Below are 26,358 nucleotides of genomic sequence, written 5' to 3'. Positions count from 1 at the left end.
GTTGGGCAGGCCGAGCTTGCGGTGCTGGGAGCCGGTGGTGACGATCACGGCGCGGGCCTTGTGCACGTTGCCCTCGGAGTCGGTGACGGTCTTGACCTCACCGGTGAGGTCCACCGCGACGATGTCGTCGGGGATCAGCTCGGCGCCGAAGCGCTCCGCCTGGGCCCGCATGTTGTCCATCAGCTCGGGGCCCATGATGCCGTCCCGGAAGCCGGGGAAGTTCTCGACCTCGGTGGTGTTCATGAGCGCACCACCGGCGGTGACGGCTCCCTCGAAGACCAGCGGCTTGAGGGAGGCACGGGCCGTGTAGAGCGCGGCCGTGTACCCGGCCGGGCCGGAACCGATGATGATCACGTTACGGACGTCGCTCACTGCTTCTCCTGGTTCGCATCGCGACCCGCGTTTGCTGCGGGGAGGGCGGTCCTGCTCCGCCGCCCGGGACAACGACTGACCAGTGTCTCGCATTCCCAGGCGGATCAGTACCAGGCGCCCGAACTCCGGAAGTGGCGTGCCGCCCCGGTCGTCGATCGCATGGGAACGGCCTTCCGGTGGCTGGGAAGGGCTGCTCAGTGGCCGGGGACGGTCCGTTGCAGGACGACCGGGCCGCAGTCGGGGGAGCGCAGGAAGACGTCCACGAATCCGGGCCGACCGGGGGCGGGGTAGACCAGGACGTCCACCGGGGAGCCCTGGTAGCTGCCCCGGTCGGTGGCCAGTGGGGTGCCCGGGGCGGGGGCGCGGCAGTCGGCGGGGGAGACCGGTGCGGTGGGCGAGGCGGGGCCGGAGAGCTCCGGTCGGGAGCCGTCGGCGGGCGCGGCGCCGGACTTGCCGGGCCCGGTGGCGCGCAGTCCGGGCTGGGAGCCGGAGCGGTCCAGCAGTTGCTGCACCTGGTCGGCGAGCCGGTCCTCCTGGTAGACGGTGCCGGGGCCCGTCAGGTGCGGGGTGCGGGCGCTCTGCTCGCCGGGGGAGCCCACCGTACCCGCCGAGGTGGCGGAGGCGGTGGTGCGGGCGGGGGAGTCGTCCTGGTGCAGCAGCAGGGCGCCGCCGAGCCCGACGGCGGCCAGCGCGGCGGCCGCCCCGAGCAGCAGGGCGAACCGGCGGCGGCGCGGGCGGGGGCGGCCGGGGCCGGAGGTCGAGGACGGGCGGGCCGGGGGCGCGGAGGGCGCTGCGGCGGCCCGTACGGGCGTGGCGGGGAGCTCCGTCCGGCGGGCGGTGGCGGGGGCCCGCTCGGGGCGTCCGGCGGCACCGGTGGGCCCGGTGGGCTCCGCCGGGGAGGGGTGGTCGGCGCGGGCGGCCTCGGCGAGGGCGGCGTCCAGCCGGGCGGCGACGTCGGCGGGCATCGGTTCGGGCTCGACGGTGCCGAGCAGCGTCTGCACCTCGGCCAGCGCCTCGACGGTGCCGCGGCACTCGGCGCAGCCGTCCAGGTGCCGGTGCAGGGCCTCGGCGGCCCCGGCGGGCTCGACCAGGCCCTCGGCGAGGTCGGCCAGCTCGTCGACCGAGGGGTGGGCGTCGGTGGGTCCGGGGGAGGAGAGGGGGGCGGTCATCGCGTGCTCGCATCTCCTTCCAGCATCGTGCGGCCGGTGCTCGGGCCTGTCCCTGTGACGGTGCGGGGGCCTGTCGGGTTCCCTCTGGTCCCGCCCGGCGGGGGCGGGGCGGTACCGGACGGGTCGGGGGCGGGGCGCCCCGGGGGCCGGCCGGCCGGTGTTTCACGTGAAACGTGCCGTCCGTCGCCGTCCCCGCTGTCGGTCCCGCCCTTGGTCTCGCCGTCGGTCTCGCGCAGGTGCCGGACCAGGGGGAGCAGCCGGGCCCGGCCGCGGGCGCAGCGGCTCTTCACGGTGCCCACCGGGACGCCCAGCAGCTCGGCGGCCTCGGCGACCGGGTAGCCCTGCATGTCGACCAGGACCAGCGCGGCCCGCTGCTCGGGGGGCAGTTCGGCGAGCGCCGCGGTCAGCTCGCGCTGCACCTCGGCCCGGACCACCGGGGAGTCGGCCGGCTCGGCGGTGCCGACCAGGCGGTCCAGCCGCTGCGGGTCCTCGTCCAGCGGGCTGGTGCGCCGGGTGGCGCTGCGCCGGGCGCGGTCCAGGCAGGCGTTGACCACGATCCGGTGCAGCCAGGTGGTGACCGCCGAGCGGCCCTGGAAGCCGGCGGCGGCCCGGAAGGCGGAGACCAGGGCGTCCTGGAGGGCGTCCGCGGCCTCCTCGCGGTCGCCCAGGGTGCGCAGGGCGACCGCCCAGAGGCGGTCCCGGTGGCGGTTCACCAGCAGGCCGAAGGCCTCCTGGTCGCCGGCGACGTGCCGGGCGAGCAGCGCCGCGTCGTCGTCCGCCACTGCTACCCCTTGTCGCCGTCGTCCGGTCTGCGCGGGCGGGCGGTCAGCCGAAGACCTTTACCTCGTTGACCTGACCGCGATAACCGCCGCCGCTCGTATCCTTCGGCAGGCTGGTCATCCAGATCAAGAGGTAACGCGTGTTCGTCGGGCTGCTCAGGGTGAAGTCGGTGGTGGAGCCGGTCTGCTTGTCCAGCACGTTGAAGGCCTCGGGCTGGGCGTCCTGCGGCTTCGCGGCGGCCTGGGCGTTCGGCACCCGGAGCTCGGCCGTGTGGGTGCCGGCGAACTGGACGCTCACCGAGCTGACCGCCTGCACCGAGCCGAGGTCGATCAGCAGGCCGGTGCCGTCCTTGAACGGCGGCTTGGGGCCGAAGGGGTCGTTGTAGCTCTTGGTCACCCAGGCGGTGTTCGGGTCCCCGTCGAAGACCTTCGGGAGCAGCCAGAGGGACTCCGGGGAGTCGCCCCGCGGGTTGTAGGAGAAGGCTTCCTTGATCTGGATCGGCACCGGCGGGTGGGCCGTCGGGCGGGCGCTCGCGGCGGTGCTGCTGATCGAGGTCTGCGGGGTGGCGACGGCCTGGTTGTTGTTGCGCAGGCTGCCGACGAACTGCCAGGAGGCGACGCCGATCGCGCCCAGGGCGACCGTCCAGGCGGTGGCCTTGACCACCCGGCGCAGCCGGCGCTTGGTGCGCCGGGCGGCGGTGGGCCGGGAGGAGGCCGGCAGCGGGGCGACCGCCGGGTCGGCCACCCGGGTGGGGTTGGGTGCGGTCGGGAGGGCGTGGGTGTTGTGCCGGGGCGGGGTCGGGAAGGCCGGCAGCTCGGGCTCGGGCTGGCGGATCCGGGGCAGCTTCGCGATCGCCCGGACCAGCTCCTCCGGGGTGGTGATCGGCTCGGCGTGGTGCGGCGGGTGGTCGAACAGGGCGCGCGCCGCGAGCTCGGACAGGCCCTTGTGGACGCCCGCGCGGACCTGGTCCGGCGCGGCGTTCTGCAGGTCCTTGGGCAGTCCCTTGAGGTCGTAGCGGTCCTCGGGGTACGGCCAGCGGTGGGTGAGCGCGGCGAAGAGCAGCGCGCCGATGGCCCGGGTGTCGGTGCGCTGGGCGTCCTCGGTGGAGTCCTCGGCGGGCAGCCCGCGCAGGGCGGCGTCCACCGCGATGCCGTTGATCCGGTACTGGCCGCTGTCGGTGCGCAGGACGCAGCGCGGGGTGAGCCGCAGGTGTGCCTTGCCGCGGCGGTGCGCGGCGGCGACGGCGTCGGCGACCTGGCGGACCATCTGGTACGCCTCGTGCGGCTCCATCGGCCCGTCGGCGAGCAGCTTGGCGAGGTCGGAGGCGTGCGGCAGCCACTCCCGCACGACGTACACCAGCTCGTTCTCCTGGACGGCGTCCAGCACCTGGACGAAGCGCGGGTCGCCGAGCAGGGCCGCGGACTTGGCGGCGGCCAGCACCTTGCGGGCGCGCTGGTGGCCGGAGGCCATCAGGTGGACGCCGACGGCCCGGCGCAGCTTCTCGTCGACAGCGCGCCAGCTGCTGAAGGTCTCGGTCTGGGAGATGCACTCTTCCAGCAGGTACCGGTGGCCGATCTTGTCGCCGCTGTGCCGCATCGGCGCGGGGAGGGTGCGCGGGAGGGTGGCGGTGTCGCGCGGGTCGACGGTGGGCTGGGGGTCGGTGGGGCGGCGCTTCTCGGAGGCGGGCTGCGGGGCGGGAGCGGGCTTCTTCCGCGGGGAGCCGGCCGCCAGTTCGGCGGCGATCTCGTGGACGGAGAGCGGGGCGGTGATCTCCGAGGTCTCCTCGCTCACCGCCGTCCCGGGGGTCGGGCCCTCCTCGTCGCCGACCTCTTCGTCGTCCCCGCTGTCGGGCTCGGCGGTGGACTCGGCCTTGGCCTTGCCGCTGGCCTTGGCCTCGGCGGAGGCCGCGGAGGAGTTCCCGGGGGCGTTCGTGGAGGAGGCGTCGGCGGAGTCCGCCGGGGCGGTGTCCCCGCTCCCGAGCTCGTCGATCGCCGCAGCCAGCGCGGCCTCGTCCGCCGCCGCGTCAGCTGTTGACGTGTCGACGACCGCCTTGGTGCCATCAGCCACCGTGGTCCTGCCTCCCCTTGTGTCGCCCCGGCCTGAGAGAGTCGCTGGAGCCCGCGGATTGGCCGCCCTGTGCTCCAGGACAATTGTGCCCACTCTTCACCACCGGGTACGACCGCTGAAGGGTCCGCTCGGTTGCATGCCGGTGGAGAGATGTGGTGCAGATCCGACACCGGGCCGCCACGTGGCGGCCCGGGCGTGTCCGGTGGTGGGTGGCGGCCCGTGCTGCGGCCGGACGGGCGGGGGCGGTGTCGGCCCCGGTCGACGCCCGGTCAGGGCGCCCGCTCGTCCGGCCGGTTGTACTCGGACTCAGCGGCCCAGTCGGCCGCGGACCATGCCCAGCATGGCGTTCATCTCCTCGATCCGCAGGCGCTTCGCGATGAACACGAACACCAGCAGCTGGAGGCCGCCGCCCAGCAGGACCGACAGCACGCTGCCCGGCCAGCCGCCGAGCACCTGCTGGACCGCCAGGCTGACGCCGAGGCCGACCACCGCGGCCGGGACGCAGGCGGTGGCCAGCCGGCTGTAGGTCTTGCCGATCCGCTTGGTGTCCAGCCCGCCGATCTTCTTCTTGAGCTTGGGCACCGCGACCGTCACTCCGACGGCGTAGGCGAGGCCGTAGCCGAAGGCCATGCCGGTCACCGTCCACTGCGCGGGCAGCGCGACCCAGCAGATCAGCGAGAAGCCGGCCTGGCAGACCGCCACCCAGACGGTGTTGGAGAACGGCGTCCGGGTGTCCTCGTAGGCGTAGAAGCCGCGCAGCATCACGTACTGGGCCGAGTACGGGATCAGTCCGAGCGCGAAGGCCGAGAGCATCAGGCCGACGTTGGTCGCGTTGTCCAGGGCCGTCCCGCCGCCGCCGACCGCGTAGATCGAGCGGCCGATGGCCGGGCCGAGCGCCAGGAACAGGAAGGCCGCCGGGACGACCGCCACCGCGGTGGTGCGCAGCCCGTACGACAGGTCGTCCCGGACGGCGCCGGCGTCCTCGTCGGCGGCCGCGCGGGAGAGCCGGGGGAGCACCGCGCTCATGATCGAGACGGTGATGACGGCCTGCGGGAGCTGCCAGATCAGCAGGGCGTTGGAGAAGGCCGAGAGGCCGACACCGCCGTGCCCGCCCTGTTCGGCGGCACTGCCGGCGGCGGTCGCCAGCTGGGTGATGACCAGGTAGCCGGCCTGGTTGGCGAGCACGAAGAAGAAGGTCCACTTGGCCAGCCGGGCGGCCTTGCCCAGGCCGTGGCCGCGCCAGTCGAAGCGCGGCCGGAAGCGGAAGTCGGCGGCCCGCAGGTACGGGATCATCGCCAGCGACTGGACCACCAGGCCGAGCAGGGTGCCCAGGCCGAGCAGCCGGACGCCCTCCGGGGTGATGTTCTCCGGGGTGATCTGGGTGCCGTTGAAGCCGCCGTAGACCCAGATGTAGGCGCCGAAGGTGAAGATCACCACGATGTTGTTGAGGACCGGGGTCCACATCATCGCGCCGAACCGGCCCCGGGCGTTGAGGATCTGGCCCATCACCACGTGGACGCCCATGAAGAAGATGGTCGGCAGGCAGTAGCGGGCCAGGGCCACCGTGGTGTCGGCGCGGGCCGGGTTGGTCATCATCGGGTGGGCGATCAGCTGGACCAGCAGGGGCGCCCCGAGCACGGCCAGGAAGACCACGCCGCCGAGTCCGACCATCACCAGGGTGAGCAGCCGGTTGGCGTAGGCCGTCCCGCCGTCCTCGTCGTTCTTCATGCTGCGCACCAGCTGCGGCACGAAGACCGCGTTCAGCGCGCCGCCGCCGATCAGGATGTACAGCAGGGTGGGCAGGGTGTTCGCCGCGTTGTACGAGTCACCCATGACCGCGATGCCGATCGCGCCGGCGATCACCATGGTCCGCAGGAAGCCGGTGCCGCGGGAGACCAGGGTGCCGGCCGCCATGATCGCGCTGGAGCTCAGCAGGCCGGCGACCTTGCCGCCACCGCCGCCGGGGGCCGGGGCGGGCTCGGCCGCGGGGGCGGCCTGCTCCTCGGCGAGGTCCGCCAGCGGCTCGACCGCCGGGGGCACCGCCACGGCGGCCACCTGCATGGTGGCCTCCTCCTCGGAGAGCGGCGGGTCGAACTCGATCGGCGGCACGAACGGCCGCTGCCCGTCGTGGCCGCCGTGCTGCGGCTGCCCCGGGTAGCCGCCCATCGGCGGGTACGGCGCGGGTGCCCCCGGCGGCACCGCCGAGGCCGGGGGCACGGGGGCGGGCTGGGGGGCGGGCGGCTGGGCCGCGGCCTCCGGCTGGCCGCCGCCGAACAGCGCGTCCACCCCGACGTACTCGGTGGTCTCGGTGTTCCAGGCGGATGCCGGGCCCGGCTCCCACTGCGGCTGCGGCTGGCTCCACGCCCCGGGGGCCGGGGTGGAGACCGGTGCCGCGGGGGCGGCCTGCTGCGGCCAGCCGGGCTGCACCGGGGTGTCCCAGCCGGGCTGGACGGGGGGCACGGGGGGCGAGAACGGTGTCGACGGCACCGGCGTCGGGTAGCCGCCGCCCTGCGGCGGCAGTTGCGGCGGCACGTCGTACGCGGTGGCCGGCGGCGGCGCCGCGGCGGGCCGTCCGGCCTGGAGGCCGTACGGGTCCTGACCGTCCTGCGCCGTCCCGTACGCCTGTGCGGCGTACGGGTCCTGGGCGTAGGTGTCGGCCACGTACCAGTCGCCGGAGGGCGACTCGGCGCCCGGCCGGCTCTCACCGCGGCCCGGCGGCCGCTCCTCGCTGCGCCCGGTCATGTCACCTCTTCGCTGTTGTGGGGGGAGACCGGCCCGGGGTTGCGGGGGGTCGGCGGTGTCAAGGACCAACCTTCTCATCACTGGCGGTCCGATCCCGGCCATCCGGGCTGCTGGCGCGCGGTGTCTGCGTGGGACCCCCGTCCGCGGCGCCATTCTCCGACCGGCCCGCCGTGCTGGCGTCCGGGTCGGTGGGCTCGGCGGGATCGGTGGGCTCGGCCGCGGCGGCGCCCGCCGGGTCGCCGTCCGCCGGGCCGTCCCCGACCGGCTGGTCGCCGTCCTCGTGCGGCTGCCCGCCGCGCCGCTTGCGCTGGCGGACGAAGCGCAGCGCGGCGAGCACCAGCAGCACGGCGGCGCCGGCGAAGACGTACAGCACCCCGTTGGTCACCGAGGTGACCTCGACGGTGAAGGTCTGGGGCTGGCCGTAGGGCCGGGAATCGGGGCCGGTGGTCCACAGCTGGGCGACCATGGTGACCGGGCCGTTGCTGCGGGCCTCGGCGTTGAAGCGCAGGGTGACGCTCTGCGAGGCGGGGAGGACGAGCTGCTCCGGCAGGCCGACCCGCAGCCTGTTCGGCTGGTTCGAGGTGAGCCGCAGTTGCAGGTTGGTGACCGTCTGGGTGAGGTCGTTGCGCACGCTGACCTGGAGCTGGCCGGTGTTCCCGGCCAGGGTGACCACGTTCTTCCTGGGGACCTGGACGGCGGTCGTGAGCTCGTTCAGGTAGTTGGTGACGCCGGTGCGGTAGGCGTCGCCGGCCGGCGCCTGGGCGCGCCACTCGGTGGACAGCGAGCGGACCATCGCGGCGCTGAACGGGCCGCGCACCCGCTGCGGCAGGGTGAGCACCCGCATCAGGGTGTCCAGCTTCTGCTGGAGATCGTCGGTGCCGCTCAGGGCGGAGGCCGGCAGCTCGGAGGCGCGGGCCTGGGTCGGGTAGTCAGCGGGGGAGGGGACGCCGGTGTTGGCCTTCGGGTCCGGCGCGGCCTGGGCCAGCACGTCCAGCTTCACCGGGGTCAGCCACTTGTCCCCGGCCGTCTGCAGGGCGCCGGCCAGCGCCTTGGCGGTGTTGGCGGTCAGCTCGCGCGGCGGCATCACCAGCAGGCCGCGCTGGTTCTGCGGCTGCTCGTGGGTGATCGCGTAGGTCTCGGCGAGGAAGCGCTGGGTCGCGTCGGTCTGGTCCTTCGGGGAGCTCAGGTCCTTCTGGAAGGGTGCGGAGACCGGGTCGTCGGCGACCACCGCGTTCTGGCCGTTGCCGATCGGGCGCACCGCGGTCGGGGTGTAGTTGACCGAGTCCGGGTCGGGCATGCTCGCGCCGTTGACCAGTACCAGGCTGCTGCCCGCCTGCCGGGCGATGCCGGCGATCTGCTGGTCGAGGTAGCCCTGGTACGGCCAGGCCACGTCGGAGCGGGTGTCCACCGAGAGCCGGCCCTCGACGGTCAGCCGGCCGGCGGTGGCGGCCTTGCTCAGGGCGGTGCCCATGCCGCTCAGGTCGGCGCCGTTGTGCGCGATCGAGGCGAGGTCCGGGTCGGCGTACGGCAGCGCGACGACCTGGCTGCCCGACTTGGCGACGGCCGCCCGCAGCTTGTTCAGCCAGGCGTCGGCGGCGGCCGAGGCGGGGCGGCCGACGGTGTTCTCGTCCTTGGCGGACTTTCCGGAGGACTCGTTGCCCGGCTTCTGCACCCGGTACGGCTTGGTCATCGCGAACGCGGCGTCCAGCAGGTCCGGGTCGACCACCCAGGTCAGCCCGTTCAGCTTGGCGCCGGTGTCGACCAGCTCGTACAGCCGGCCGCCCGGCGCGAGGTCCGCGGCCAGGCTGTCGTCGCGCAGCACGGAGAGGCTCTGGTCGCCCTCGGCGTAGGTCTGCGCGGCCAGCACCGGCGCGTGCACCAGCGGCCAGAGGGTGGCGACCTTGGTCGGCTGGGCCTCGCTGCTGCCCTGGGAGTAGGGCAGGAAGGTGCGGGCGATGCCCAGGGCCCGGTCGCGCGGGTTGTCCGCGGTCGAGCCCCAGGCGTCCACCGCGAGCTCGTAGACGCCGCTCTCGGAGAAGCCGAGGTCGCTCACCGCGACGCTCAGGGTGTACGGCAGGCTCTGGCCCGGGTTGAGCTCCGGCAGGGCGTACTGCGGGCTGTCCAGCTCCGTCCCGTCGTCGCCCCGCGGGCTGGTCCGGGCGGCCACGCCCTGGAGCTCGCTGCGCCGCTGCAGGGGCTTGCTGGAGACCGGCTTGCGGACCGCGGCGTGGGCGCCCTTGAGGGCCGACTTGCCGGAGTTGGTGACGTGACCGGTGATGGACACGGTGCCGTTCTGGACGGCCAGCTGCGGGGTGACCGTCTCGATGGTCAGCACCACCGGGTACTCCGCGGTGGCCGTCGAGTCGACGGTCGGGCGGACGTTGCCGCCGGCCGGCAGGGCCGCGGCGGGGGCGGCCGCGACCAGTGCCAGGAGCGCGCCGCAGGCGGCGGCGAAGCGGCGCGCGCGGCCGCCGGTGCGCCGTTCCCCGGTGCGGGGTTCGGTCGGGCCGTCGGCCCGTCCAGGTCGTCGGTGCGCCCCCAGGCCCGAGTGCCGTGCCGGCTCACTCACTCGTTTCGCCCTCGCCGTTCTGTTCGCTCGCTCGCTGCTGATGCTGTCCGTCCGGCACGGTCGCCCGACGTTCCCCGCTCGACGTTCTTCGTTCGACGTTCTTCGCTCGACGACGTACGCCACCCCGCTGCCGCGGAGGGATCCGTCGGCACGGCGGCACGCGACACCGCATCCCCGGTTCCGGTGTCCGCGCTTCGTCCACCGGCATGGTAACGATCCAGCCTGGCGTGCAGTGTTGCGGGCTGTGGGGTGAGACGCCCAAAACGCGCGGGCGGTTGACCTTCCGGGGCACGTACCCTTGTGAGCCGTGTCCACTGCCAATGAGCCCACCGCGCGTATCGACCGTTCCAGCACCGCCCTCCAGGTCGTCCCAGGCCTGAGCGAGGCCCAGACGATGGGGCTGCAAGAGCTGCTGCGGGTCTCGCCGGTCGCCGACGAGATCGCCCGCCGCTTCCAGGCGGCCGGGCACCGGCTGGCCCTGGTCGGCGGCTCGGTGCGGGACGCGCTGCTCGGCCGGCTCGGCAACGACCTGGACTTCACCACCGACGCCCGGCCGCAGCAGGTGCTCAAGCTGGTCAAGGGCTGGGCGGACGCGGTCTGGGACGTCGGCATCGCCTTCGGCACCGTCGGTGCCCGCAAGGACACCCCCGAGGGCTCCTTCCTGATCGAGATCACCACCTACCGCTCCGAGGCGTACGACCGCACCTCCCGCAAGCCCGAGGTGACCTACGGCGACACCATCGAGCAGGACCTGGTCCGCCGCGACTTCACGGTCAACGCGATGGCCGTCGACCTGCCCGGCCGCGGCTTCGTCGACCCGCACCACGGCCTGGAGGACCTGGAGGCCCGGGTGCTGCGCACCCCCGCCACCCCCGAGGAGTCCTTCTCCGACGACCCGCTGCGGATGATGCGGGCCGCCCGCTTCGCCGCCCAGCTGGACTTCGACCCGGCGCCCGAGGTGGTCGCCGCGATGACCGCGATGGCCGAGCGGATCACCATCGTCTCGGCGGAGCGGGTGCAGGCCGAGCTGAACAAGCTGCTGCTGGCCGCCCACCCGGTGAAGGGCCTGCGGCTGCTGGTCGACACCGGCCTGGCCGGGCACGTGCTGCCGGAGCTGCCCGCGCTGCAGCTGGAGAGCGACGAGCACCACCGGCACAAGGACGTCTACGAGCACTCGCTGACCGTCCTGGAGCAGGCCATCGACCTGGAGCAGGACGGCCCGGACCTCACCCTGCGGCTGGCCGCGCTGCTGCACGACATCGGCAAGCCGCGCACCCGCCGCTTCGAGTCGGACGGCCGGGTCTCCTTCCACCACCACGAGGTGGTCGGGGCCAAGATGACCCGCAAGCGGATGCGGGAGCTCAAGTACTCCAAGGAGCTCACCGAGGACGTCTCGCGCCTGGTCGAGCTGCACCTGCGCTTCCACGGCTACGGCGGCGGCGAGTGGACCGACTCCGCGGTGCGCCGCTACGTCACCGACGCCGGGCCGCTGCTGGAGCGCCTGCACAAGCTGACCCGCTCCGACTGCACCACCCGCAACAAGAAGAAGGCGGCCGCGCTGTCGCGCACCTACGACGGCCTGGAGGAGCGGATCGCCGAACTGCAGGCCAAGGAGGAGCTGGACGCCATCCGCCCGGCCCTGGACGGCAACCAGATCATGGAGCTGCTCGGCCTGGGGCCCGGCCCGCAGGTCGGCAAGGCGTACAAGCACATGCTCGAACTGCGGCTGGAGCACGGCCCGATGGAGCCCGACGAGGCGGTCGCGGCGCTGCGGGCCTGGTGGGCCGAGCAGCAGCAGGGCTGACCCGGGCGACGCCCCGGACGCACCGCGCGGCGGTCACCATCCCCTTCGGGACGGTGACCGCCGCGCTCGCGTCCGGTCAGCCGTTGACGTGCTTGAGGCAGAGCACGTAGTTCAGCGAGGGGAGCTTGGTGTAGGTGCGGGTGTAGGAGCTGTCCGACTTCGGCTGCTTCTCGCAGACCTTCTCGTCCGAGGTGGCGAAGTACTTGTAGACCACCTTGTACTGGGCCTTGGGGTCGGTGCAGGGCAGCACGGTGATGTTCGGGTGGTCGTCCGCGGTCGCGCTGTTGGAGTTCTCGTTGCGCAGGCAGTCGCCGATGCCGGCGCTGTCGACGTCGTCCTTGGTCGCGGGCGGCGGCAGGGTGATGCTCGGCAGGGAGAAGGTGGGCATCGGGATCGGCGGCGGGGTGTAGCTGAACGTGGGCGACGGCCGCGGCGACGGCGAGAAGGTCACCGTGTCGGTCGGCTTCGGCCCCGCCACGAGGCCGGAGTCCTGCTTCGGGCCGATCACGCCGGTGGCCAGCAGGACCCCGGTGACCAGCAGCGAGACCGGCACCAGCAGCATGGCGATGTGCGGACGGCTGCCCAGCGGGGCGCCCGGGTCCAGCTGCGGGCCGTGGGTGCCCGGCATGGGCGGCGGCAGCCGCTTGATCCGGTTGTGGGCGCCGAGGTTCATCAGCAGGGTGATCACGGTCAGGATCGGCGAGACCCAGCTCCACCAGCCCTGGACCAGCGTCCTGGCGGACATGTCGCGCACGGTGGCCGTGCCGCAGGTGCGGCAGAACGGGCCGTGCATCCGCAGCATCCGGAACGCGATCAGCAGGCCCTGGTGGCCCCGGACGGTGGCGCGCACGGCCGGGAAGCCGCCGCAGAAGCGGCAGTGCTCCCCGTCCGTCGGGGCCGGCGGCGGGTAGCCGTAGCCGTAGCCGGGCGGCTGGGCGCCGTACGGCTGCTCCGGCGGCGGCGGGGCGCTCGGGTAGCCGTACCCCGGCGGGGGCGGCGGAGGCGGGGCGCCGTACGGGCCGCCGGCGTACGGGTTGCCGTCACCGGGTGGCGGGCCGTAGGGCAGCTGGGGAGGAGGTGGAGCAGACAAGGGATCCCCCGGAACAAGGACGTTGGTGGAAGGGTCAGGACTTCTTCACCGGCGGGTAGCCGGTGGTGGTGGGGGTCAGGGGGCCGAGGCAGAGCACGTACCGCGTCTTGTTCCAGCGGCGGCCGCTCTTGCCCGAGACGGCGCTGGTGGTCTGCGGGGTCTGCCGGCAGCGGGTCACGTCGGTGGTGCCGGTGAACTTCGACAGCACCTTGTAATTCGCTTTGGAATCAGTGCACTTGACGATCTCGACGTCACGGGAGCCGCTCACCCGGACACAGTCCCCGGGCTTGGCGCTGCTGACGTTCGGGCCGCTGAAGAAGTACGCGCCCGCGAGCACGACGCAGCCGCCGACCGCCCCGGCGATCCGCAGCTTGGCGCGGGCACCGCGCTTGGCGGGCGGCGCCGTGGGGGCCGCACCGGGCTGCGGGTAGCCGTACGGCCCGGCGGGCGGCGGCGGCCCGTACGGCGCCTGCCCGTGGGGAGGCTGGGGGTACGGGGCCTGGCCGTACGGGGGTTGGGGGCCCGGCGGCGGGCCGCCGTACGGGCCCGGGGCGTACGGCTGCTGGGCGGGTGGCCCGCCGTACGGCGCCTGGGCGTACCCGGGTGGGGGCGGACCGAAGCCGGGCGCCGCGGGTGGCGGCGGCCCGTACGGACCGGTCGGTGTGCTCATCAGTTCGCCCCCCGTGGCAGAGTGCTGTCTTTCCGACAGGTTTACGTACCTTAGCGACTGGGTCGGACGCAATCGGTCCGGTGGCCGCAGCCGGACTCCGGGACGAAGTGGTTTCGATTCCGGTACCGCGCGGTGTCAGTGGGCCCCCGCCGGCGTCAGTGGGCCTCGCCGGGCAGGGGACCGGACCGCCGGGCGGCCCGAAGGTAGCCCACCGCGGTCAGCCCGTACACCACCGCCACCCCGACCACCACCGTGACCGAGCGGCCGGACAGCGGCAGCACCAGCGCCGTCACCAGGGCGGCGGCCACGAAGGCGACGTTGAACAGCACGTCGTAGATGGCGAAGACGCGGCCGCGGTACTCGTCCTCGACCGACTCCTGCACCACGGTGTCGGCGCAGATCTTGGTGCCCTGGGTGACCACCCCGAGCAGCAGCGCGGCGGCCAGGGTGGGGACCGGGGCGAAGAACAGGCCCAGCGCGGGGACGAAGACCACCGGGGCGAGCAGGCAGACCGTCATCCAGCCGGCCAGGCCGAGCCGACGGGTGCACCAGGGGCTGACCACCGCGGCGACGAAGAACCCGGCGGCCGACAGCCCGACCGCCTGGCCGAGGGTGGCCAGCCCGGCCGCGCTGTCGGTCGGGGCGTTGAAGGTGTAGCGGGCGAGCATCACCACGACCACGATCAGCACGCCGTAGCAGAACCGGGCCGCCGTCACGGCGGCCAGCGCGTGCACGGCCGGGCGGCAGTCCCGCACCAGGTGGCGGACGGCGGAGCCGAGCCCGACGGCGGCCCGCACCAGTGCCTGGCGGAGCGCGGGGCGCTCGCCGTGCTGGTCCGGGCCGAGCAGGTCGCGGTCCATCCGGCGGGCGGCCAGCGCGGCCGAGAGGTAGAGCAGCGAGGCGACGGTGACCAGCGCGGCGTCCGCCTTCGGCCCGGGGGCCATCAGCTGGTGCAGCAGGAAGCCGATGCCTCCGCCCGAGGCGGCGGCGACGGTCCCGAGGGTGGGGGAGAGGGCGTTGGCGGTGACCAGCCGGTCCTGCTCGACCACCCGGGGGAGCGCGGCCGACAGCCCGGCCAGGATGAACCGGTTGAGCGCGGTGACCAGCAGCGCCGAGGCGAAGAACAGCCAGGTCGGCGCCTCGACCAGGAGCAGCGCGCCGGTGGCCAGGCCCAGCCCGAAGCGGGCCAGGTTGCCGAAGTAGAGCACCTGGCGCCGGCGCCAGCGGTCCAGCAGCACCCCGGCGAACGGGCCGATCACCGAGAACGGCAGCAGCATCACGGCCAGCACCGAGGCGATGTCGGCGGGGGAGGACTGCTTCTCGGGGGAGAAGACCACGTAGGCGGCGAGCGAGACCTGGAAGACGCCGTCCGAGAGCTGGGAGAGCACCCGGGCGGTGAGCAGTCGGCGGAAGTCCCGGCCGCGGAGCAGACCGAGGAGCGTGGCGCGGTGCGCGGACTGGTGGGTGCTGCCGTTCTCGGTGATCGCCACCCGCCCAGGGTGCCACGGAACCGGGCGCCGTTTCACGTGAAACATTCGCTGCGCGAACGTGAAGGGCTCACGACCGGGTGGTCGTGAGCCCTTCTAACAACGTTACGAGCGGTCAGCTCAGCGCTCAGAGCTCGACAGTCGCGAACCGAGCTGCGTTCAGCGCTCGACCTCGCCGCGGATGAACTTCTCGACGTTCTCCTTGGCCTCGTCGTCGAAGTACTGGACCGGCGGGGACTTCATGAAGTACGAGGAGGCCGACAGGATCGGGCCGCCGATGCCGCGGTCCTTGGCGATCTTCGCGGCGCGGACGGCGTCGATGATGACACCGGCCGAGTTCGGGGAGTCCCAGACCTCGAGCTTGTACTCCAGGTTCAGCGGGACGTCGCCGAACGCGCGACCCTCCAGGCGGACGTAGGCCCACTTGCGGTCGTCCAGCCAGGCCACGTAGTCCGAGGGACCGATGTGGACGTTCTTGGCGCCCAGCTCGCGGTCGCGGATCTGCGAGGTGACGGCCTGGGTCTTGGAGATCTTCTTGGACTCCAGGCGCTCGCGCTCGAGCATGTTCTTGAAGTCCATGTTGCCGCCGACGTTCAGCTGCATGGTGCGCTCGAGGATGACACCGCGGTCCTCGAACAGCTTGGCCATCACGCGGTGCGTGATGGTGGCGCCGACCTGGGACTTGATGTCGTCACCGACGATCGGCACGCCGGCCTCGGTGAACTTGTCCGCCCACTCCTTGGTGCCCGCGATGAACACCGGCAGGGCGTTCACGAAGGCGACCTTGGCGTCGATGGCGCACTGGGCGTAGAACTTGGCGGCCTGCTCGGAACCGACGGGCAGGTAGCAGACCAGGACGTCGACCTGCTGGTCCTTGAGGACCTGGACGACGTCGACCGGGGCCTCGTCCGACTCCTCGATGGTCTCCCGGTAGTACTTGCCCAGGCCGTCGAGGGTGTGGCCGCGCTGGACGGTCACGCCGGTCGGCGGGACGTCGCAGATCTTGATGGTGTTGTTCTCGCTGCTGCCGATGGCGTCGGCCAGGTCGAAGCCGACCTTCTTGGCATCGACGTCGAAGGCGGCGACGAACTCCACGTCACGGACGTGGTAGTCACCGAACTGGACGTGCATCAGCCCGGGGACCTTGCCGGCCGGGTCGGCGTCCTTGTAGTACTCGACACCCTGCACCAGCGACGCGGCGCAGTTGCCCACGCCCACGATGGCTACGCGAACCGAACCCATTCCGGTTGCTCCCTGTGATCTCATGAGCGCCGTCGGAACCGACGGCACTCGTCCTGCTTCTTCGAATGACTGCTTGTACGGGCGCGAGGCGCCCACTCCTGCCGCGTGGCACAGGGCTGACGCGGTGTCAGCGCTCCTGGGCGGAGCGCCCCGGGCGGTCGTACGGTGGCCCGGACGGGTCGGGGGACCCGGTCTCCTGGCCACGGCCGTCCGAAGTCGTGTGGGGTACGGCGGTGGTTCCGGCGGTCCCGGTGGGGGCGCCGGTGGCGGGCCCGGTTCGGCCGGTGCGGTTGGCCCGCTCGGTCTCGATCAGCTCGTTGAGCCACCGGACCTCGCGCTCCACCGATTCCAGGCCGTGCCGCTGGAGTTCGACGGTGTAGTCGTCGAACCGTTCGCGGGCGCGGGCCAGCGAGTTGCGCATCCGCTCCAGGCGCTCCTCCAGCCGGCTGCGGCGGCCTTCCAGGACGCGCATCCGGACCGCTCGGTCGGTCTGACCGAAGAAGGCGAAGTGGACGCCGAAGCGCTCGTCCTCCCAGGCCTCCGGGCCGGAGTCGGCGAGCAGCTCCTCGAAGCGCTGCTTGCCCTCGGGGGAGAGCCGGTAGACGATCTTCGACCGCTTGCCGTTGAGCGCGGTGGCCGGGACGTACTCGACGTCCGGGTTGTCCTCGACCAGGAAGCCCTGGGCGACCAGGCTCTTCAAGCACGGGTAGAGCGTTCCGTAGGAGAGCGCCCGCAGTGCCCCGAGCAGGATGTTGAGCCGTTTGCGCAGTTCGTAGCCGTGCATCGGGGCGTCGTGGAGCAGCCCGAGGACGGCGAACTCCAGCACTCCTGAGCGCCTGCCCACTGCCGTCGTCCTCCTCCCTCTCGACCCTCGCTCCGGCCGCTGCATCGGCGGTATACCGCTTCGATGTATCGGCTCGATATATCGAGAACAGTAAACCCGACCCCCGGAACGAGCAAGGGGGGCACGCGTGAATGTGATCACAAGCCGACGCGCGGGTGGGGTTGGCAACGGGCGTGTAATGATCTGCTGCCGTTTTGCGGGTATTGGCACCTGATGCCCGATTAGGAGGGATTTCCCGCTGCGTACGCTGTCGCGTGTGCACGAGGACCAACCTCCGGGGTTAGGGCGGTCCGGGCATCGGACAGGAACCCTGCCAACAGGTCGACCGGGCCTGGCGAGGAGCGGCTGGAAACATGAGCGAGCGACGGCGAAGGACGCCCAATTCGGGCGGTGACGGGCAGCAGCCGCCGGGAGGCGGCGGCCGTCGGGGCGGCCCCGGTCCCGACGAACTGGGCTCGGAAGGGATCGGCCGTCGACGCCCGCCCGGTGTCCGGGAGACCGCCCAGCAACCCCGGATGACCCGTGCCGAGATGCGCAAGGCCGCCCAGAAGAAGGGCAAGGGCGGTGGCCGGCGCGGTGCCGCCGCCGCCTCCGCCGCTGCCGCGGCCGGCCCCGGCAAGAAGCGCTTCATCGACTACCCGCGGTTCGGCAAGACCGGCTTCCGGCGCTGGCTGCCCTCCTGGAAACTGGTGTTCAGCGTCTTCCTGCTGTTCTTCGCCATGGGCGTGGGCGGCGTGTTCTACCTCTACCAGACCACCGAGGTCCCCGACCTCAAGGCCCTGGTGAACAACCAGAACACCATCTACTACTGGGCCGACGGCTCGGAGATGACCCGCAAGGGCGACACCAACCGGCAGATCGTCGAACTCGGCGACATCAGCCCCAACCTGCAGAACGCCGTCATCTCGGCCGAGAACGAGACCTTCCGCACCGACAGCGGCATCGACCCCAAGGGCATGCTGCGCGCCGTCTACAACATGGCGAAGGGCGGCGAGACCCAGGGCGCCTCGACGATCACCCAGCAGTACGTCAAGAACGCCTACCTGAGCCAGGAACAGACCATCGACCGCAAGGTGAAGGAATTCTTCATCACGCTCAAGATCAACCGGCAGAAGTCCAAGGAGGACATCCTCAAGGGGTACCTCAACACCAGCTGGTTCGGTCGCAACGCCAACGGCGCCCAGGCCGCGGCGCAGGCGTACTACGGGGTCAACGCCAAGGACCTGAACCTCTGCCAGAGCGCGATGCTGGCCGGTCTGTTGAAGGGTGCCAACTACTACGACCCCTCCAAGCCGGCCAACCACGAACGCGCGGTGGAGCGCTGGAAGTGGATCCTGGACCGGATGGTGACCACCCACAACGCCACTGCGGAGGAGCGGGCGAAGTGCACCACCTTCCCCGAGCCGATCGCGTTGAAGCCCAGCTCCAACATGAACGGTGAGATCAGCTACCTGGTCGACACCGCCAACCAGTACGTGATGGCCACCGACAAGTCGGTCACCCAGCAGATGATCGACAAGGGCGGCCTGAAGATCTACACCACCTTCGAGAAGGACAAGGTCGACGCCCTCAAGAAGGCCGTCGACGACGTCAAGGGCGAGAACCTCGACCCGCAGAAGCGGCCCAACAACGACACCTTCGTCCAGTTCGGCGCCGCCAGCATCAGGCCCGGTGACGGGGCGATGGTCGCCATCTACGGCGGCGACGGCGTGGAGAACGGCCACTTCGACAACAACGCCAACGCCGGCGGTGTCCAGGTCGGCTCGACCTTCAAGCCCTTCGTGCTGGCCACCGCGATGCAGACCGGTGTGCAGACCGCGAAGGACACGGACGGCAAGCCGAAGCGGATCAACGCCGACAGCCGCTACCTCGCCGACGACATGTCCGAGATCCGCAAGCCGGACGGCTCGCTGGTGATCGGCGACGACGGCAAGCCCTACCGGCAGAAGAACGAGGACGCCGGCAAGCGCGGCTACGTCTCGCTGCGGCAGGCCATGCAGTGGTCGTACAACGTGCCGTTCGTCCAGCTCAACCAGGACGTCGGCGGCCCCGCCGTGGCCGACATGGCCGTGCAGATGGGCATCAAGCGGGAGAGCCTGGCCGACCCGAAGACCGCGACCTTCCCGCTCGGCACCTCGACCATCAGCCCGATCCGGATGGCCACCGGCTACGGCACCCTGGCCGCCAGCGGCAAGGAGGCCGAGCCCTACTCGGTCACCAAGGTCGAGGTGGACGGCAAGGAGCGTCCGGGCTTCGGCAAGAAGGACGTCAAGGTGGCGCTGGAGCCGGCCGTCGCGGACAACGTCACCGACGTGCTGGTGAACGTGGCCAAGAACGGTACCGGTACCAAGACCAACAGCCTGGGCCGCCCGGTGGCCGGCAAGACCGGTACCACCGACCAGAACAGGTCGGCCTGGTGGGTCGGCTACACCCCGCAGCTGGTGACCAGCGTCGCGATGTGGCGCGAGGACCCGAGCAAGCACGACCGGGAGTCCCTCAACGGCACCGGCGGCAAGGAGTCCATCCACGGTGGTGACATCCCCACCGACATCTTCACCCGGTACATGAAGGCCGCCCTGGCCAACGAGAAGAAGATGGACTTCCCGACCCCGCAGCCGGTCGGCACCGAGGTGGACTCCTCCGGCGCGCCGTCCACGGTCAGCGCGACGCCCACCCAGAGCGCGAGCTCCACGCCGACCACGGTGGAGACCCAGCAGCCGACCCAGCAGCCCAACCAGCCGCAGCCCCCGCAGCCGACCCAGAGCAGCGGCTGCGTGCAGGGCGTGGACTGCCAGCCGACCCCGACGGCGACCGCCACCACCCACACGCCGAAGCCGTCGAGCACCATCTGCATCTTCAACTGTCCGACCACGCCGACCGGGAACCCCGGAGGTGGCAACGGGGGCGGCACCGGCGGCAAGCCGACCCCGACCAGCACCGGCGGCGGCATGCAGGGCGGCGGCGGAGCGGCCGGGTAGCAGCCCCGTCCGACCGGTCCGACCGGTGAGAAGCCGAGAACGGCGGTGGCGGTCCTCCTCGGAGGGCCGCCACCGCCGTTTCGTCACGATTCGCCGCGCGCGCCCCTCCCGCACCGCCGGACCATCGCGGGGTCCTCCTCGTCCCGGCGCATCCGGTGCGGCAGGATGTCCGGCATGACGTCGAGCGATCGTGACGAAACCGGCGGCCCGGACGGGCCCGGCGCCGCCGCAGGGACCACCCCGGCAGCCGTCGCCACGGCCGCGCCGCCGGCCAACACCGTGGTCGTCCCGGCCGACGAGGACCGGGTGGCGGCAGCCGGCAGCGAGGTGTTCGGCGGCCCGCCCGGCCGACGGGCGCTGCTCGGCGTCTCCTGGTGGATCCCGGTGCGGGTGCTGGCCCTGGTGGTGATCGTGGTCTCCGCGCTCGGCATGGTGCACAACCTGCCCTGCTACGACCAGGCCTGGTTCCAGCCGGGCTCGCCGCAGTACATCCACGCCTGCTACAGCGACGTCCCGCACCTGTTCTCCGGTCGCGGCTTCGCGGCCGGGCTGCACCCGTACGTGGACCGCATCCCCGGCACCACGGGGGACCTCCAGTACCTGGAGTACCCGGTGCTGACCGGCCTGTTCATGCAGGTCGCGGCCTGGCTGACGCCCGACGGCGGCACCGAGCAGGCCCAGGAGCAGTGGTTCTGGGCGATCAACGCCGGGCTGCTGATGGCCTGCGCGGTGGTCGCCGCGGTCGCGCTCTCGCGCACCCACCGCCGCCGCCCCTGGGACGCGATGCTGTTCGCGCTCTCGCCGGTCCTGCTGCTCAACGGCACGATCAACTGGGACCTGCTCGCGGTCGCCCTGGCCGCCGTGGCGATGGCCTGGTGGGCCGGCTCCCGGCCGGGCTGGGCCGGGGTCTTCATCGGCCTGGCCACCGCGGCCAAGCTCTACCCGCTGCTGCTGATCGGCCCGCTGCTGGTGCTCTGCTGGCGGGCCGGCAAGTGGCGCGAGTTCCGGGTGGTGCTCGGCGGCGCGGTGGGGGCCTGGCTGGTGGTCAACCTGCCGATCATGCTGGCCAACTGGCAGGGCTGGTCGACGTTCTACGTGTTCAGCAAGCACCGCGGCGAGGACTACGGCTCGTTCTGGCTGATCCTGATGCAGCAGCGCGGCGTGGGGCTGGCCGACCTCGACCTCTACATCGGCGTGCTGATGGTGCTGGGCTGCGCGGCCATAGCGTGGCTCGGCCTCTCGGCGCCGCGCCGGCCGCGGTTCGCGCAGCTGGCCTTCCTGGTGGTCGCGCTGTTCGTGCTGGTCAACAAGGTGTACTCGCCGCAGTACGCGCTCTGGCTGCTGCCGCTCGCGGCGCTGGCCCGGCCGCGCTGGCGCGACCTGCTGATCTGGCAGGCCTGCGAGGTGCTGTACACCCTGGGCATCTGGTCCCACCTGGGCTTCGTCACCGGGCCCAAGCAGCACGGCATCGGCGAGAACTGGTACCACTTCGCGATCGCGCTGCACCTGCTCGGCACGCTCTACCTGGTCGTGCTGGTGGTCCGGGACGCCCTGTACCCGGACCGCGACCCGGTCCGCTGGGACGGCACCGACGACCCCTCCGGCGGGGTGCTGGACGGCGCGCCGGACGCCTTCGCGCTGGGCACCGCCCGGCGGCTGGAGGAGGAGCGGAGCTACGCCGGACACGCGTCGGCCGGCTCCTTCGAGCAGTGGCTGGACGAGCCACGGCTGTCGGAGCCGGCCGAGGAGAAGCAGCGGTAGCGCCCGGGGGCCGCCGCACCTTCTAGCGGTCCACCACCCGGTCGAAGTGGGTGGTGGTGTGCCGGACCTGGAGGCCCAGCTCCTCGCCGATCGCGGGGGGCGCGGTCTCCCCGTCCAGGAACAGCAGCGAGACCTGCATGTGCGGCGGCTCGGCGAACCAGAGCTGCTTGCCCGCCCAGTGGAACGGCGACTTGGTCTTGTTGACCGTCGCCAGACCGGCCCGGGCGATGCCCTTGGCGCGTGCGCCCATGCTGGCCACGTACTTGGGGGCCTCCAGGCCGATGCCGTGCGCGGTGCCGCCGGCGACCACCAGGATGTGGCCGTCGGTGGGCGCCGGGTGCTGGCGGTAGCCGTAGCGCTCGCCCTTCTTGAGCGGGGTGACGTCCAGGACCGTGGCCCGGACCTCCAGCGCGCCGTGGTCGCCCAGCCAGAGCCGGGTGCCGATCCGGGCCCGGAACACGGTGCCCGGGTAGCGCTGGGCCAGCTGCTCCATGCCGGCCGCGCCCAGGTGGCTGACGAAGACGGTGTGCACCGGGATGCCGGCCGCCAGCGCGGTGTCCACCCAGTACACGACCTCCTCGACCGGGCTGGAGCCGTCCGGCCGGTCCATCGGCAGGTGCAGGGCGAGGCCCTCGAAGGAGACGCCGTCCAGCTCGGCGGCGACGGTGCGCAGGTCGGCGGCGCTCACGCCGTGCCGGCGCATGGTGGTCATGCACTCCAGCACCACCCGGGCGCCGTGCAGCGAGCGCAGCGCGTCCACGCCGGCCACCGTGCGGATCACCCGGGCGTGCGGCAGCGGGAGCACCTCCTCGCCGACCCGGTAGGGGGTCAGCACCAGCAGCTCGCCGCCGTACCACTCGGCGGCGTCGGCCGCCTCGTAGGCGGTGCCGACGGCCAGCACACCGGTGCCGAGCAGCGTCGCCTCCTCGGCCAGCCGGTGGTTGCCCAGGCCGTAGCCGTTCCCCTTGGCGACGGGCACCAGGCCGGGGAACTCGGCCAGGACGGAGCGCTGGTGGGCGCGCCAGCGTTCGGTGTCGAGGTAGAGCGACAGCGTCATCGGGGCAGCCTCCTCAGCGGCGGGACATGTAGAGGTCGAGGGCCTTGTGCAGCAGCTTGTTGAGCGGGAAGTCCCACTCGCCGAGGTACTCGGCCGCCTGGCCACCGGTGCCGACCTTGAACTGGATCAGACCGAACAGGTGGTCGTTCTCGTCCAGGGTGTCGCTGATGCCGCGCAGGTCGTACACGCCGCCGCCGAGGGCGTAGGCGTCGCGCATCATCCGCCACTGGATCGCGTTGGACGGCTTGACCTCACGCTTGTGGTTGGCCGAGGCGCCGTAGGAGTACCAGACGTGCTCGCCGACCACCAGCATCGTGGTCGCGGCCAGCGGCTCGCCCTCGTGGTAGGCGATGTAGAGCCGCATCCGGTTCTGGTCCTCGGCGGTGAGGGCCTGCCACATCCGCTGGAAGTAGGACAGCGGGCGCGGGGTGAACTTGTCGCGCTCGGCGGTGACCAGGTAGAGCTGGTGGAAGATCGGCAGCTCGTCGTAGCCGCCCTGGTACACCTCGACGCCGCTCTTCTCGGCCTTCTTGATGTTGCGGCGCCAGAGCTGGTTGAAGTTCTTGTGGATGTCGTCCAGCGAGCGGTTGGCCAGCGGCACCTGGAAGACGTAGCGCGGCTGGACGTCGCCGAAGCCGGCGCCGCCGTCCTCGCCCTGCAGCCAGCCGGCCTTGCGCAGCCGGTCGGCCACCTCGAAGGCGCGGGCCTCGTACCAGTCGGCCTCGACGTCGCGCAGGCGCTTGGCCTGCTTGGCGGCGATGGCCTCCTTGATGGTGGGGGCGTTCCAGCGGCGGATGACGATCGGCGGGCCCATCTTCACCGAGAACGCGCCCTGTGACTTGAGGTGGGCGAGCATCGGGGAGAGCCAGCGGTCGAGGTCCCGGTCGAACCAGTCGATGACCGGGCCCTCGGGCAGGTAGGCGAGGTAGCGCTTGACCTTGGGCAGCTGGCGGTAGAGCACCAGGCCCGCGCCGACCAGCTGGTTGGCGTCGTCGAACCAGCCGATCGACTCCGAGCGCCACTCGGCCTTCACGTCGCCCCAGGACGGCACCTGCATGTGGCTGGCCGAGGCACGGCTCCTGATGAAGGCGAGGTGCTCCTCGCGGGTGATCGTCCTCAGGCGCAGGCTCATTGCTCGGTGCTCCTCGTCGGTCGGGCTGCGGTGGCCCCAGGTTCTCGGGCTCGACCCTATCGTCCGGGGCCCGGCCGCCCGGCGCTGCGGGCACGACGGCGCCCCCGGCGGGTACCTGTCTGATGCAGATACGCGACGGGGGCGCCGAGGGTTCCTGGAGCCGGGTGTTCAGCCCCACAGGCCGCCGCGGGCGATGCCGAGGTAGAAGCCGATCGCGGAGGCGCCGAGCGTGATCATCAGGACGAAGCGCTCGGCGGTGGTGACCGAGACGAACATGCCCCACAGGCCGGTGACGATCCCGGCCAGGCCGGTCCACGAGGTCAGCAGGTGCAGGTTGTAGAAGAACGAGGTGGTGAAGGCGATCACGCCCAGCACGGCCGTCAGGGCCACCAGGGTGTTCTCGCGGGGGTGCGGGTGGCCGTCGGTGTTCAGCGTGAGGGCGGGCATGCGGTGGACGGACTGGGCCATGAGTCCCACCTCCTGGCGTGGAGACGAACGGGCAGGAATCCCGTTCCGTCCAGATTGCGGCGGCCTCGTCCGTCTCACAACCCCTGTGCGTTTTGTTCGGCCGTCCGGGTGCAGGTAGGCTGTGCCGTCTGCACTGGTGTAGTTGTGCCCCCTTGCGCCCTCTTCCGGGTGACACCCCTGGCGGGTGTACGGGGCCCGATTGTCCGACCCGGCCGCTACCGTGGGCCGGAGTCGTCACCGCACCGGTGCCGACGCTACGCACAACCCTCCTGCCACGGAGAGACCGTGGCCGCTGAGTCCAAAGGAGGTGGGTTACTCATGCGTCACTACGAGCTGATGGTCATCCTCGACCCGTCGGTCGAGGAGCGCGCTGTCTCCCCCCTGATCGAGTCCTTCCTGGCCGTCGTCCGCAACGCCGGCGGCAAGGTGGAGAAGGTCGACACCTGGGGTCGTCGCCGTCTGGCTTACGAGATCAACAAGCAGTCCGAGGGCATCTACTCGGTCATCGACCTCAAGGCCACGCCTGAGGTCGTCAAGGAGCTCGACCGCCAGCTGGGCCTGAGCGAGTCGGTTCTGCGGACCAAGGTCCTGCGCCCGGACACCCACTGAGCCACCTCTGAGGCCTTCGGGTCTCGGGTAGCTCGCGTCCGCTGTTTCACGTGAAACAGCGGTGAACGGACATCTTCCCGAGAGGTCATCACCACCATGGCAGGCGAGACCGTCATCACCCTCGTCGGCAATCTCGTCGACGACCCCGAGCTGCGCTTCACCCCGTCGGGTGCGGCGGTCGCGAAGTTCCGCATCGCGTCCACCCCCCGCACCTTCGACCGTCAGACGAACGAGTGGAAGGACGGCGAGAGCCTCTTCCTCACGTGCAACGTCTGGCGGCAGCCGGCGGAGAACGTGGCCGAGTCGCTGCAGCGCGGCATGCGCGTCATCGTGCAGGGCCGACTGCGCCAGCGGTCTTACGAGACCAAGGAAGGCGAGAAGCGGACGGTCTTCGAGGTCGAGGTCGACGAGGTGGGTCCGAGCCTGCGCTCGGCGACCGCGAAGGTCACCCGGGCCAACCGGTCCGGCGGTCCCGGCGGCGGCTTCGGCGGCCAGCAGGGCGGCGGCCAGGGCGGTAGCTGGGGCGGTGGCAACGGTGGCGGCCAGCAGGGCGGCGGCAGCTGGGGTGGAAACTCCGGCGGCGGCCAGTCCGGCCCCTCCGACGACCCGTGGGCGTCCAGCGCCCCGTCCGGTGGAAACCAGGGCGGCGGCTGGGGCGGCGCCCCGTCCGGTGGCGGCTACTCGGAAGAGCCCCCGTTCTAAGAGCTGACAGATTTCGTGCGGCCCGGCCGCAGGCGTCCCCGGACGCCGGTCGGGCCGTGAACCCCAAATGGAGCACACCATGGCGAAGCCGCCTGCTCGCAAGCCGAAGAAGAAGGTTTGCGTCTTCTGCAAGGACAAGGTCAACTACGTTGACTACAAGGACACGAACCTGCTGCGGAAGTACATCTCCGACCGCGGAAAGATCCGTGCCCGCCGTGTCACCGGCAACTGCACCCAGCACCAGCGTGACGTCGCCACGGCCGTGAAGAACAGCCGTGAGATGGCGCTGCTGCCCTACACCAGCACCGCGCGCTAAGAGAGGGTGACCGAGTAATGAAGATCATCCTCACGCACGAGGTTCCGGGTCTCGGCTCCGCCGGCGAGGTCGTCGAGGTCAAGGACGGCTACGCCCGCAACTTCCTGGTCCCGCGTGGCTTCGCCATCCGCTGGACCAAGGGCGGCCAGAAGGACGTCGACGCGATCCGTCGCGCCCGCAAGATCCACGCGATCCAGACCCTGGACGCGGCCAACGAGGTCAAGGGCAAGCTCGAGGGCGTCCAGGTCAAGCTGGCCGTTCGCTCGGGTGACGCCGGCCGTCTGTTCGGCTCGGTGACCCAGGCCGACGTCGTCGAGGCCATCAAGGCCGCCGGCGGCCCGGCCGTGGACAAGCGCGCCGTCGCGATCGCCTCGCCGATCAAGACCGTGGGCACCCACAAGGTCTCGGTCAAGCTGCACTCGGACGTCGTGGCCAACCTCGACGTCGCCGTCGTGGCTGCCTGAGTTCCGTAGCACCGGCTGAGGGCCGGACTCCCCCC

At 72.0% G+C, this 26,358-nt stretch carries 21 protein-coding genes; 7 read left to right on the top strand and 14 right to left on the bottom strand.

What is annotated here, in order from left to right; translation table 11 throughout:
* The 6 genes from AB0F71_RS03945 to AB0F71_RS03920 all read right to left on the bottom strand — a co-directional run.
* Positions 1-372 (bottom strand): FAD-dependent oxidoreductase (locus tag AB0F71_RS03945; RefSeq protein WP_360227616.1); only part of this gene is annotated, 372 nt, incomplete at its 3' end.
* Positions 373-566: 194 nt separating this feature from the next.
* The gene (locus AB0F71_RS03940) at positions 567-1,541 is read right to left on the bottom strand and encodes a hypothetical protein (protein ID WP_360227613.1); all 975 of its coding nucleotides are present in this window, start codon (positions 1,539-1,541) and stop codon (positions 567-569) included.
* A complete protein-coding gene (gene sigM, locus AB0F71_RS03935) occupies positions 1,538-2,323 on the bottom strand; it encodes an RNA polymerase sigma factor SigM (RefSeq protein ID WP_360227610.1) in 786 nt (261 codons plus the stop codon). The genes AB0F71_RS03940 and sigM overlap by 4 nt, the downstream gene beginning before the upstream one ends.
* A gap of 43 nt (positions 2,324-2,366) precedes the next feature.
* The gene (locus tag AB0F71_RS03930; RefSeq protein ID WP_360227607.1) at positions 2,367-4,388 is read right to left on the bottom strand and encodes a serine/threonine protein kinase; all 2,022 of its coding nucleotides are present in this window, start codon (positions 4,386-4,388) and stop codon (positions 2,367-2,369) included.
* 306 nt (positions 4,389-4,694) lie between these two features.
* Positions 4,695-7,130 carry a murein biosynthesis integral membrane protein MurJ gene (murJ, locus tag AB0F71_RS03925; protein ID WP_360227604.1) on the bottom strand — a complete coding sequence of 812 codons (2,436 nt, stop codon included), beginning with the start codon at positions 7,128-7,130 and terminating at the stop codon, positions 4,695-4,697.
* Positions 7,131-7,188: 58 nt separating this feature from the next.
* Positions 7,189-9,699: a DUF6049 family protein gene (locus AB0F71_RS03920; RefSeq protein ID WP_360227601.1), complete on the bottom strand. Its 2,511-nt coding sequence runs from the start codon at positions 9,697-9,699 to the stop codon at positions 7,189-7,191.
* A gap of 394 nt (positions 9,700-10,093) precedes the next feature.
* Here AB0F71_RS03920 and AB0F71_RS03915 point away from each other — a divergent pair, with 394 nt between their 5' ends.
* Positions 10,094-11,503: a CCA tRNA nucleotidyltransferase gene (locus tag AB0F71_RS03915; RefSeq protein WP_360227737.1), complete on the top strand. Its 1,410-nt coding sequence runs from the start codon at positions 10,094-10,096 to the stop codon at positions 11,501-11,503.
* A gap of 76 nt (positions 11,504-11,579) precedes the next feature.
* Here AB0F71_RS03915 and AB0F71_RS03910 read toward each other — a convergent pair whose 3' ends face one another.
* The 5 genes from AB0F71_RS03910 to AB0F71_RS03890 form a co-directional block, all read right to left on the bottom strand.
* Positions 11,580-12,593 (bottom strand): hypothetical protein, encoded by a 1,014-nt coding sequence (locus AB0F71_RS03910; protein ID WP_360227598.1) that lies wholly within the window; start codon positions 12,591-12,593, stop codon positions 11,580-11,582.
* Positions 12,594-12,627: 34 nt separating this feature from the next.
* Positions 12,628-13,263 (bottom strand): hypothetical protein, encoded by a 636-nt coding sequence (locus tag AB0F71_RS03905; RefSeq protein ID WP_360227595.1) that lies wholly within the window; start codon positions 13,261-13,263, stop codon positions 12,628-12,630.
* A gap of 155 nt (positions 13,264-13,418) precedes the next feature.
* The gene (locus AB0F71_RS03900) at positions 13,419-14,753 is read right to left on the bottom strand and encodes an MFS transporter (RefSeq protein ID WP_360227592.1); all 1,335 of its coding nucleotides are present in this window, start codon (positions 14,751-14,753) and stop codon (positions 13,419-13,421) included.
* Positions 14,754-14,909: 156 nt separating this feature from the next.
* A complete protein-coding gene (locus AB0F71_RS03895) occupies positions 14,910-15,992 on the bottom strand; it encodes an inositol-3-phosphate synthase (RefSeq protein WP_360227589.1) in 1,083 nt (360 codons plus the stop codon).
* 127 nt (positions 15,993-16,119) lie between these two features.
* Positions 16,120-16,836, bottom strand: a complete 717-nt coding sequence (locus AB0F71_RS03890) for a PadR family transcriptional regulator (protein ID WP_360227586.1) — start codon at positions 16,834-16,836, stop codon at positions 16,120-16,122.
* A gap of 515 nt (positions 16,837-17,351) precedes the next feature.
* Between AB0F71_RS03890 and AB0F71_RS03885 the strand changes: the two genes are divergently transcribed.
* Together AB0F71_RS03885 and AB0F71_RS03880 are read left to right on the top strand one after the other, a co-directional pair.
* Entirely contained in the window at positions 17,352-19,814 is a 2,463-nt protein-coding gene (locus AB0F71_RS03885; RefSeq protein WP_360227583.1) for a transglycosylase domain-containing protein, read from the top strand.
* Positions 19,815-19,988: 174 nt separating this feature from the next.
* Positions 19,989-21,575 (top strand): glycosyltransferase 87 family protein, encoded by a 1,587-nt coding sequence (locus AB0F71_RS03880; RefSeq protein WP_360227580.1) that lies wholly within the window; start codon positions 19,989-19,991, stop codon positions 21,573-21,575.
* A 22-nt stretch (positions 21,576-21,597) separates the two neighbouring features.
* On the opposite strand, the gene AB0F71_RS03875 is transcribed toward AB0F71_RS03880, so the two are convergent.
* The 3 genes from AB0F71_RS03875 to AB0F71_RS03865 all read right to left on the bottom strand — a co-directional run bounded on the left by AB0F71_RS03875 (position 21,598) and on the right by AB0F71_RS03865 (position 24,232).
* A complete protein-coding gene (locus AB0F71_RS03875; RefSeq protein WP_360227577.1) occupies positions 21,598-22,632 on the bottom strand; it encodes an alanine racemase in 1,035 nt (344 codons plus the stop codon).
* A gap of 13 nt (positions 22,633-22,645) precedes the next feature.
* The gene (locus AB0F71_RS03870) at positions 22,646-23,764 is read right to left on the bottom strand and encodes a peptidoglycan bridge formation glycyltransferase FemA/FemB family protein (protein WP_350506554.1); all 1,119 of its coding nucleotides are present in this window, start codon (positions 23,762-23,764) and stop codon (positions 22,646-22,648) included.
* Positions 23,765-23,932: 168 nt separating this feature from the next.
* Entirely contained in the window at positions 23,933-24,232 is a 300-nt protein-coding gene (locus AB0F71_RS03865) for a hypothetical protein (protein WP_030059643.1), read from the bottom strand.
* Between the two features lie 318 nt (positions 24,233-24,550).
* Here AB0F71_RS03865 and rpsF point away from each other — a divergent pair, with 318 nt between their 5' ends.
* The 4 genes from rpsF to rplI all read left to right on the top strand — a co-directional run bounded on the left by rpsF (position 24,551) and on the right by rplI (position 26,323).
* The gene (gene rpsF / locus AB0F71_RS03860; RefSeq protein WP_188298654.1) at positions 24,551-24,841 is read left to right on the top strand and encodes a 30S ribosomal protein S6; all 291 of its coding nucleotides are present in this window, start codon (positions 24,551-24,553) and stop codon (positions 24,839-24,841) included.
* 96 nt (positions 24,842-24,937) lie between these two features.
* Entirely contained in the window at positions 24,938-25,543 is a 606-nt protein-coding gene (locus AB0F71_RS03855) for a single-stranded DNA-binding protein (protein ID WP_360227572.1), read from the top strand.
* 79 nt (positions 25,544-25,622) lie between these two features.
* Positions 25,623-25,859, top strand: a complete 237-nt coding sequence (gene rpsR / locus AB0F71_RS03850) for a 30S ribosomal protein S18 (RefSeq protein WP_030059640.1) — start codon at positions 25,623-25,625, stop codon at positions 25,857-25,859.
* Between the two features lie 17 nt (positions 25,860-25,876).
* Positions 25,877-26,323, top strand: coding sequence for a 50S ribosomal protein L9 (gene rplI / locus AB0F71_RS03845; RefSeq protein ID WP_360227569.1), 447 nt, complete (start codon positions 25,877-25,879; stop codon positions 26,321-26,323).
* The last annotated feature ends 35 nt before the right edge of the window (positions 26,324-26,358 follow it).

The organism is Kitasatospora sp. NPDC028055 (assembly GCF_040637885.1).
Lineage (GTDB): Bacteria > Actinomycetota > Actinomycetes > Streptomycetales > Streptomycetaceae > Kitasatospora.
The sequence above is the reverse complement of the archived record's forward strand: the minus strand, read 5'-3'. Positions and strand labels throughout refer to the sequence as shown.

Excerpts from the sequence above, each read along its gene's own strand:
- AB0F71_RS03885 (WP_360227583.1), top strand. The coding sequence starts at position 17,352 with ATGACCCGTGCCGAGATGCGCAAGGCCGCCCAGAAGAAGGGCAAGGGC.
- AB0F71_RS03875 (WP_360227577.1), bottom strand. The coding sequence starts at position 22,632 with ATGACGCTGTCGCTCTACCTCGACACCGAACGCTGGCGCGCCCACCAG.
- AB0F71_RS03895 (WP_360227589.1), bottom strand. The coding sequence starts at position 15,992 with ATGGGTTCGGTTCGCGTAGCCATCGTGGGCGTGGGCAACTGCGCCGCG.
- AB0F71_RS03940 (WP_360227613.1), bottom strand. The coding sequence starts at position 1,541 with ATGACCGCCCCCCTCTCCTCCCCCGGACCCACCGACGCCCACCCCTCG.
- AB0F71_RS03855 (WP_360227572.1), top strand. The coding sequence starts at position 24,938 with ATGGCAGGCGAGACCGTCATCACCCTCGTCGGCAATCTCGTCGACGAC.
- AB0F71_RS03870 (WP_350506554.1), bottom strand. The coding sequence starts at position 23,764 with ATGAGCCTGCGCCTGAGGACGATCACCCGCGAGGAGCACCTCGCCTTC.
- rpsR (WP_030059640.1), top strand. The coding sequence starts at position 25,623 with ATGGCGAAGCCGCCTGCTCGCAAGCCGAAGAAGAAGGTTTGCGTCTTC.
- AB0F71_RS03880 (WP_360227580.1), top strand. The coding sequence starts at position 19,989 with ATGACGTCGAGCGATCGTGACGAAACCGGCGGCCCGGACGGGCCCGGC.
- AB0F71_RS03865 (WP_030059643.1), bottom strand. The coding sequence starts at position 24,232 with ATGGCCCAGTCCGTCCACCGCATGCCCGCCCTCACGCTGAACACCGAC.
- murJ (WP_360227604.1), bottom strand. The coding sequence starts at position 7,130 with ATGACCGGGCGCAGCGAGGAGCGGCCGCCGGGCCGCGGTGAGAGCCGG.
- AB0F71_RS03915 (WP_360227737.1), top strand. The coding sequence starts at position 10,094 with ATGGGGCTGCAAGAGCTGCTGCGGGTCTCGCCGGTCGCCGACGAGATC.
- AB0F71_RS03905 (WP_360227595.1), bottom strand. The coding sequence starts at position 13,263 with ATGAGCACACCGACCGGTCCGTACGGGCCGCCGCCACCCGCGGCGCCC.
- rpsF (WP_188298654.1), top strand. The coding sequence starts at position 24,551 with ATGCGTCACTACGAGCTGATGGTCATCCTCGACCCGTCGGTCGAGGAG.
- rplI (WP_360227569.1), top strand. The coding sequence starts at position 25,877 with ATGAAGATCATCCTCACGCACGAGGTTCCGGGTCTCGGCTCCGCCGGC.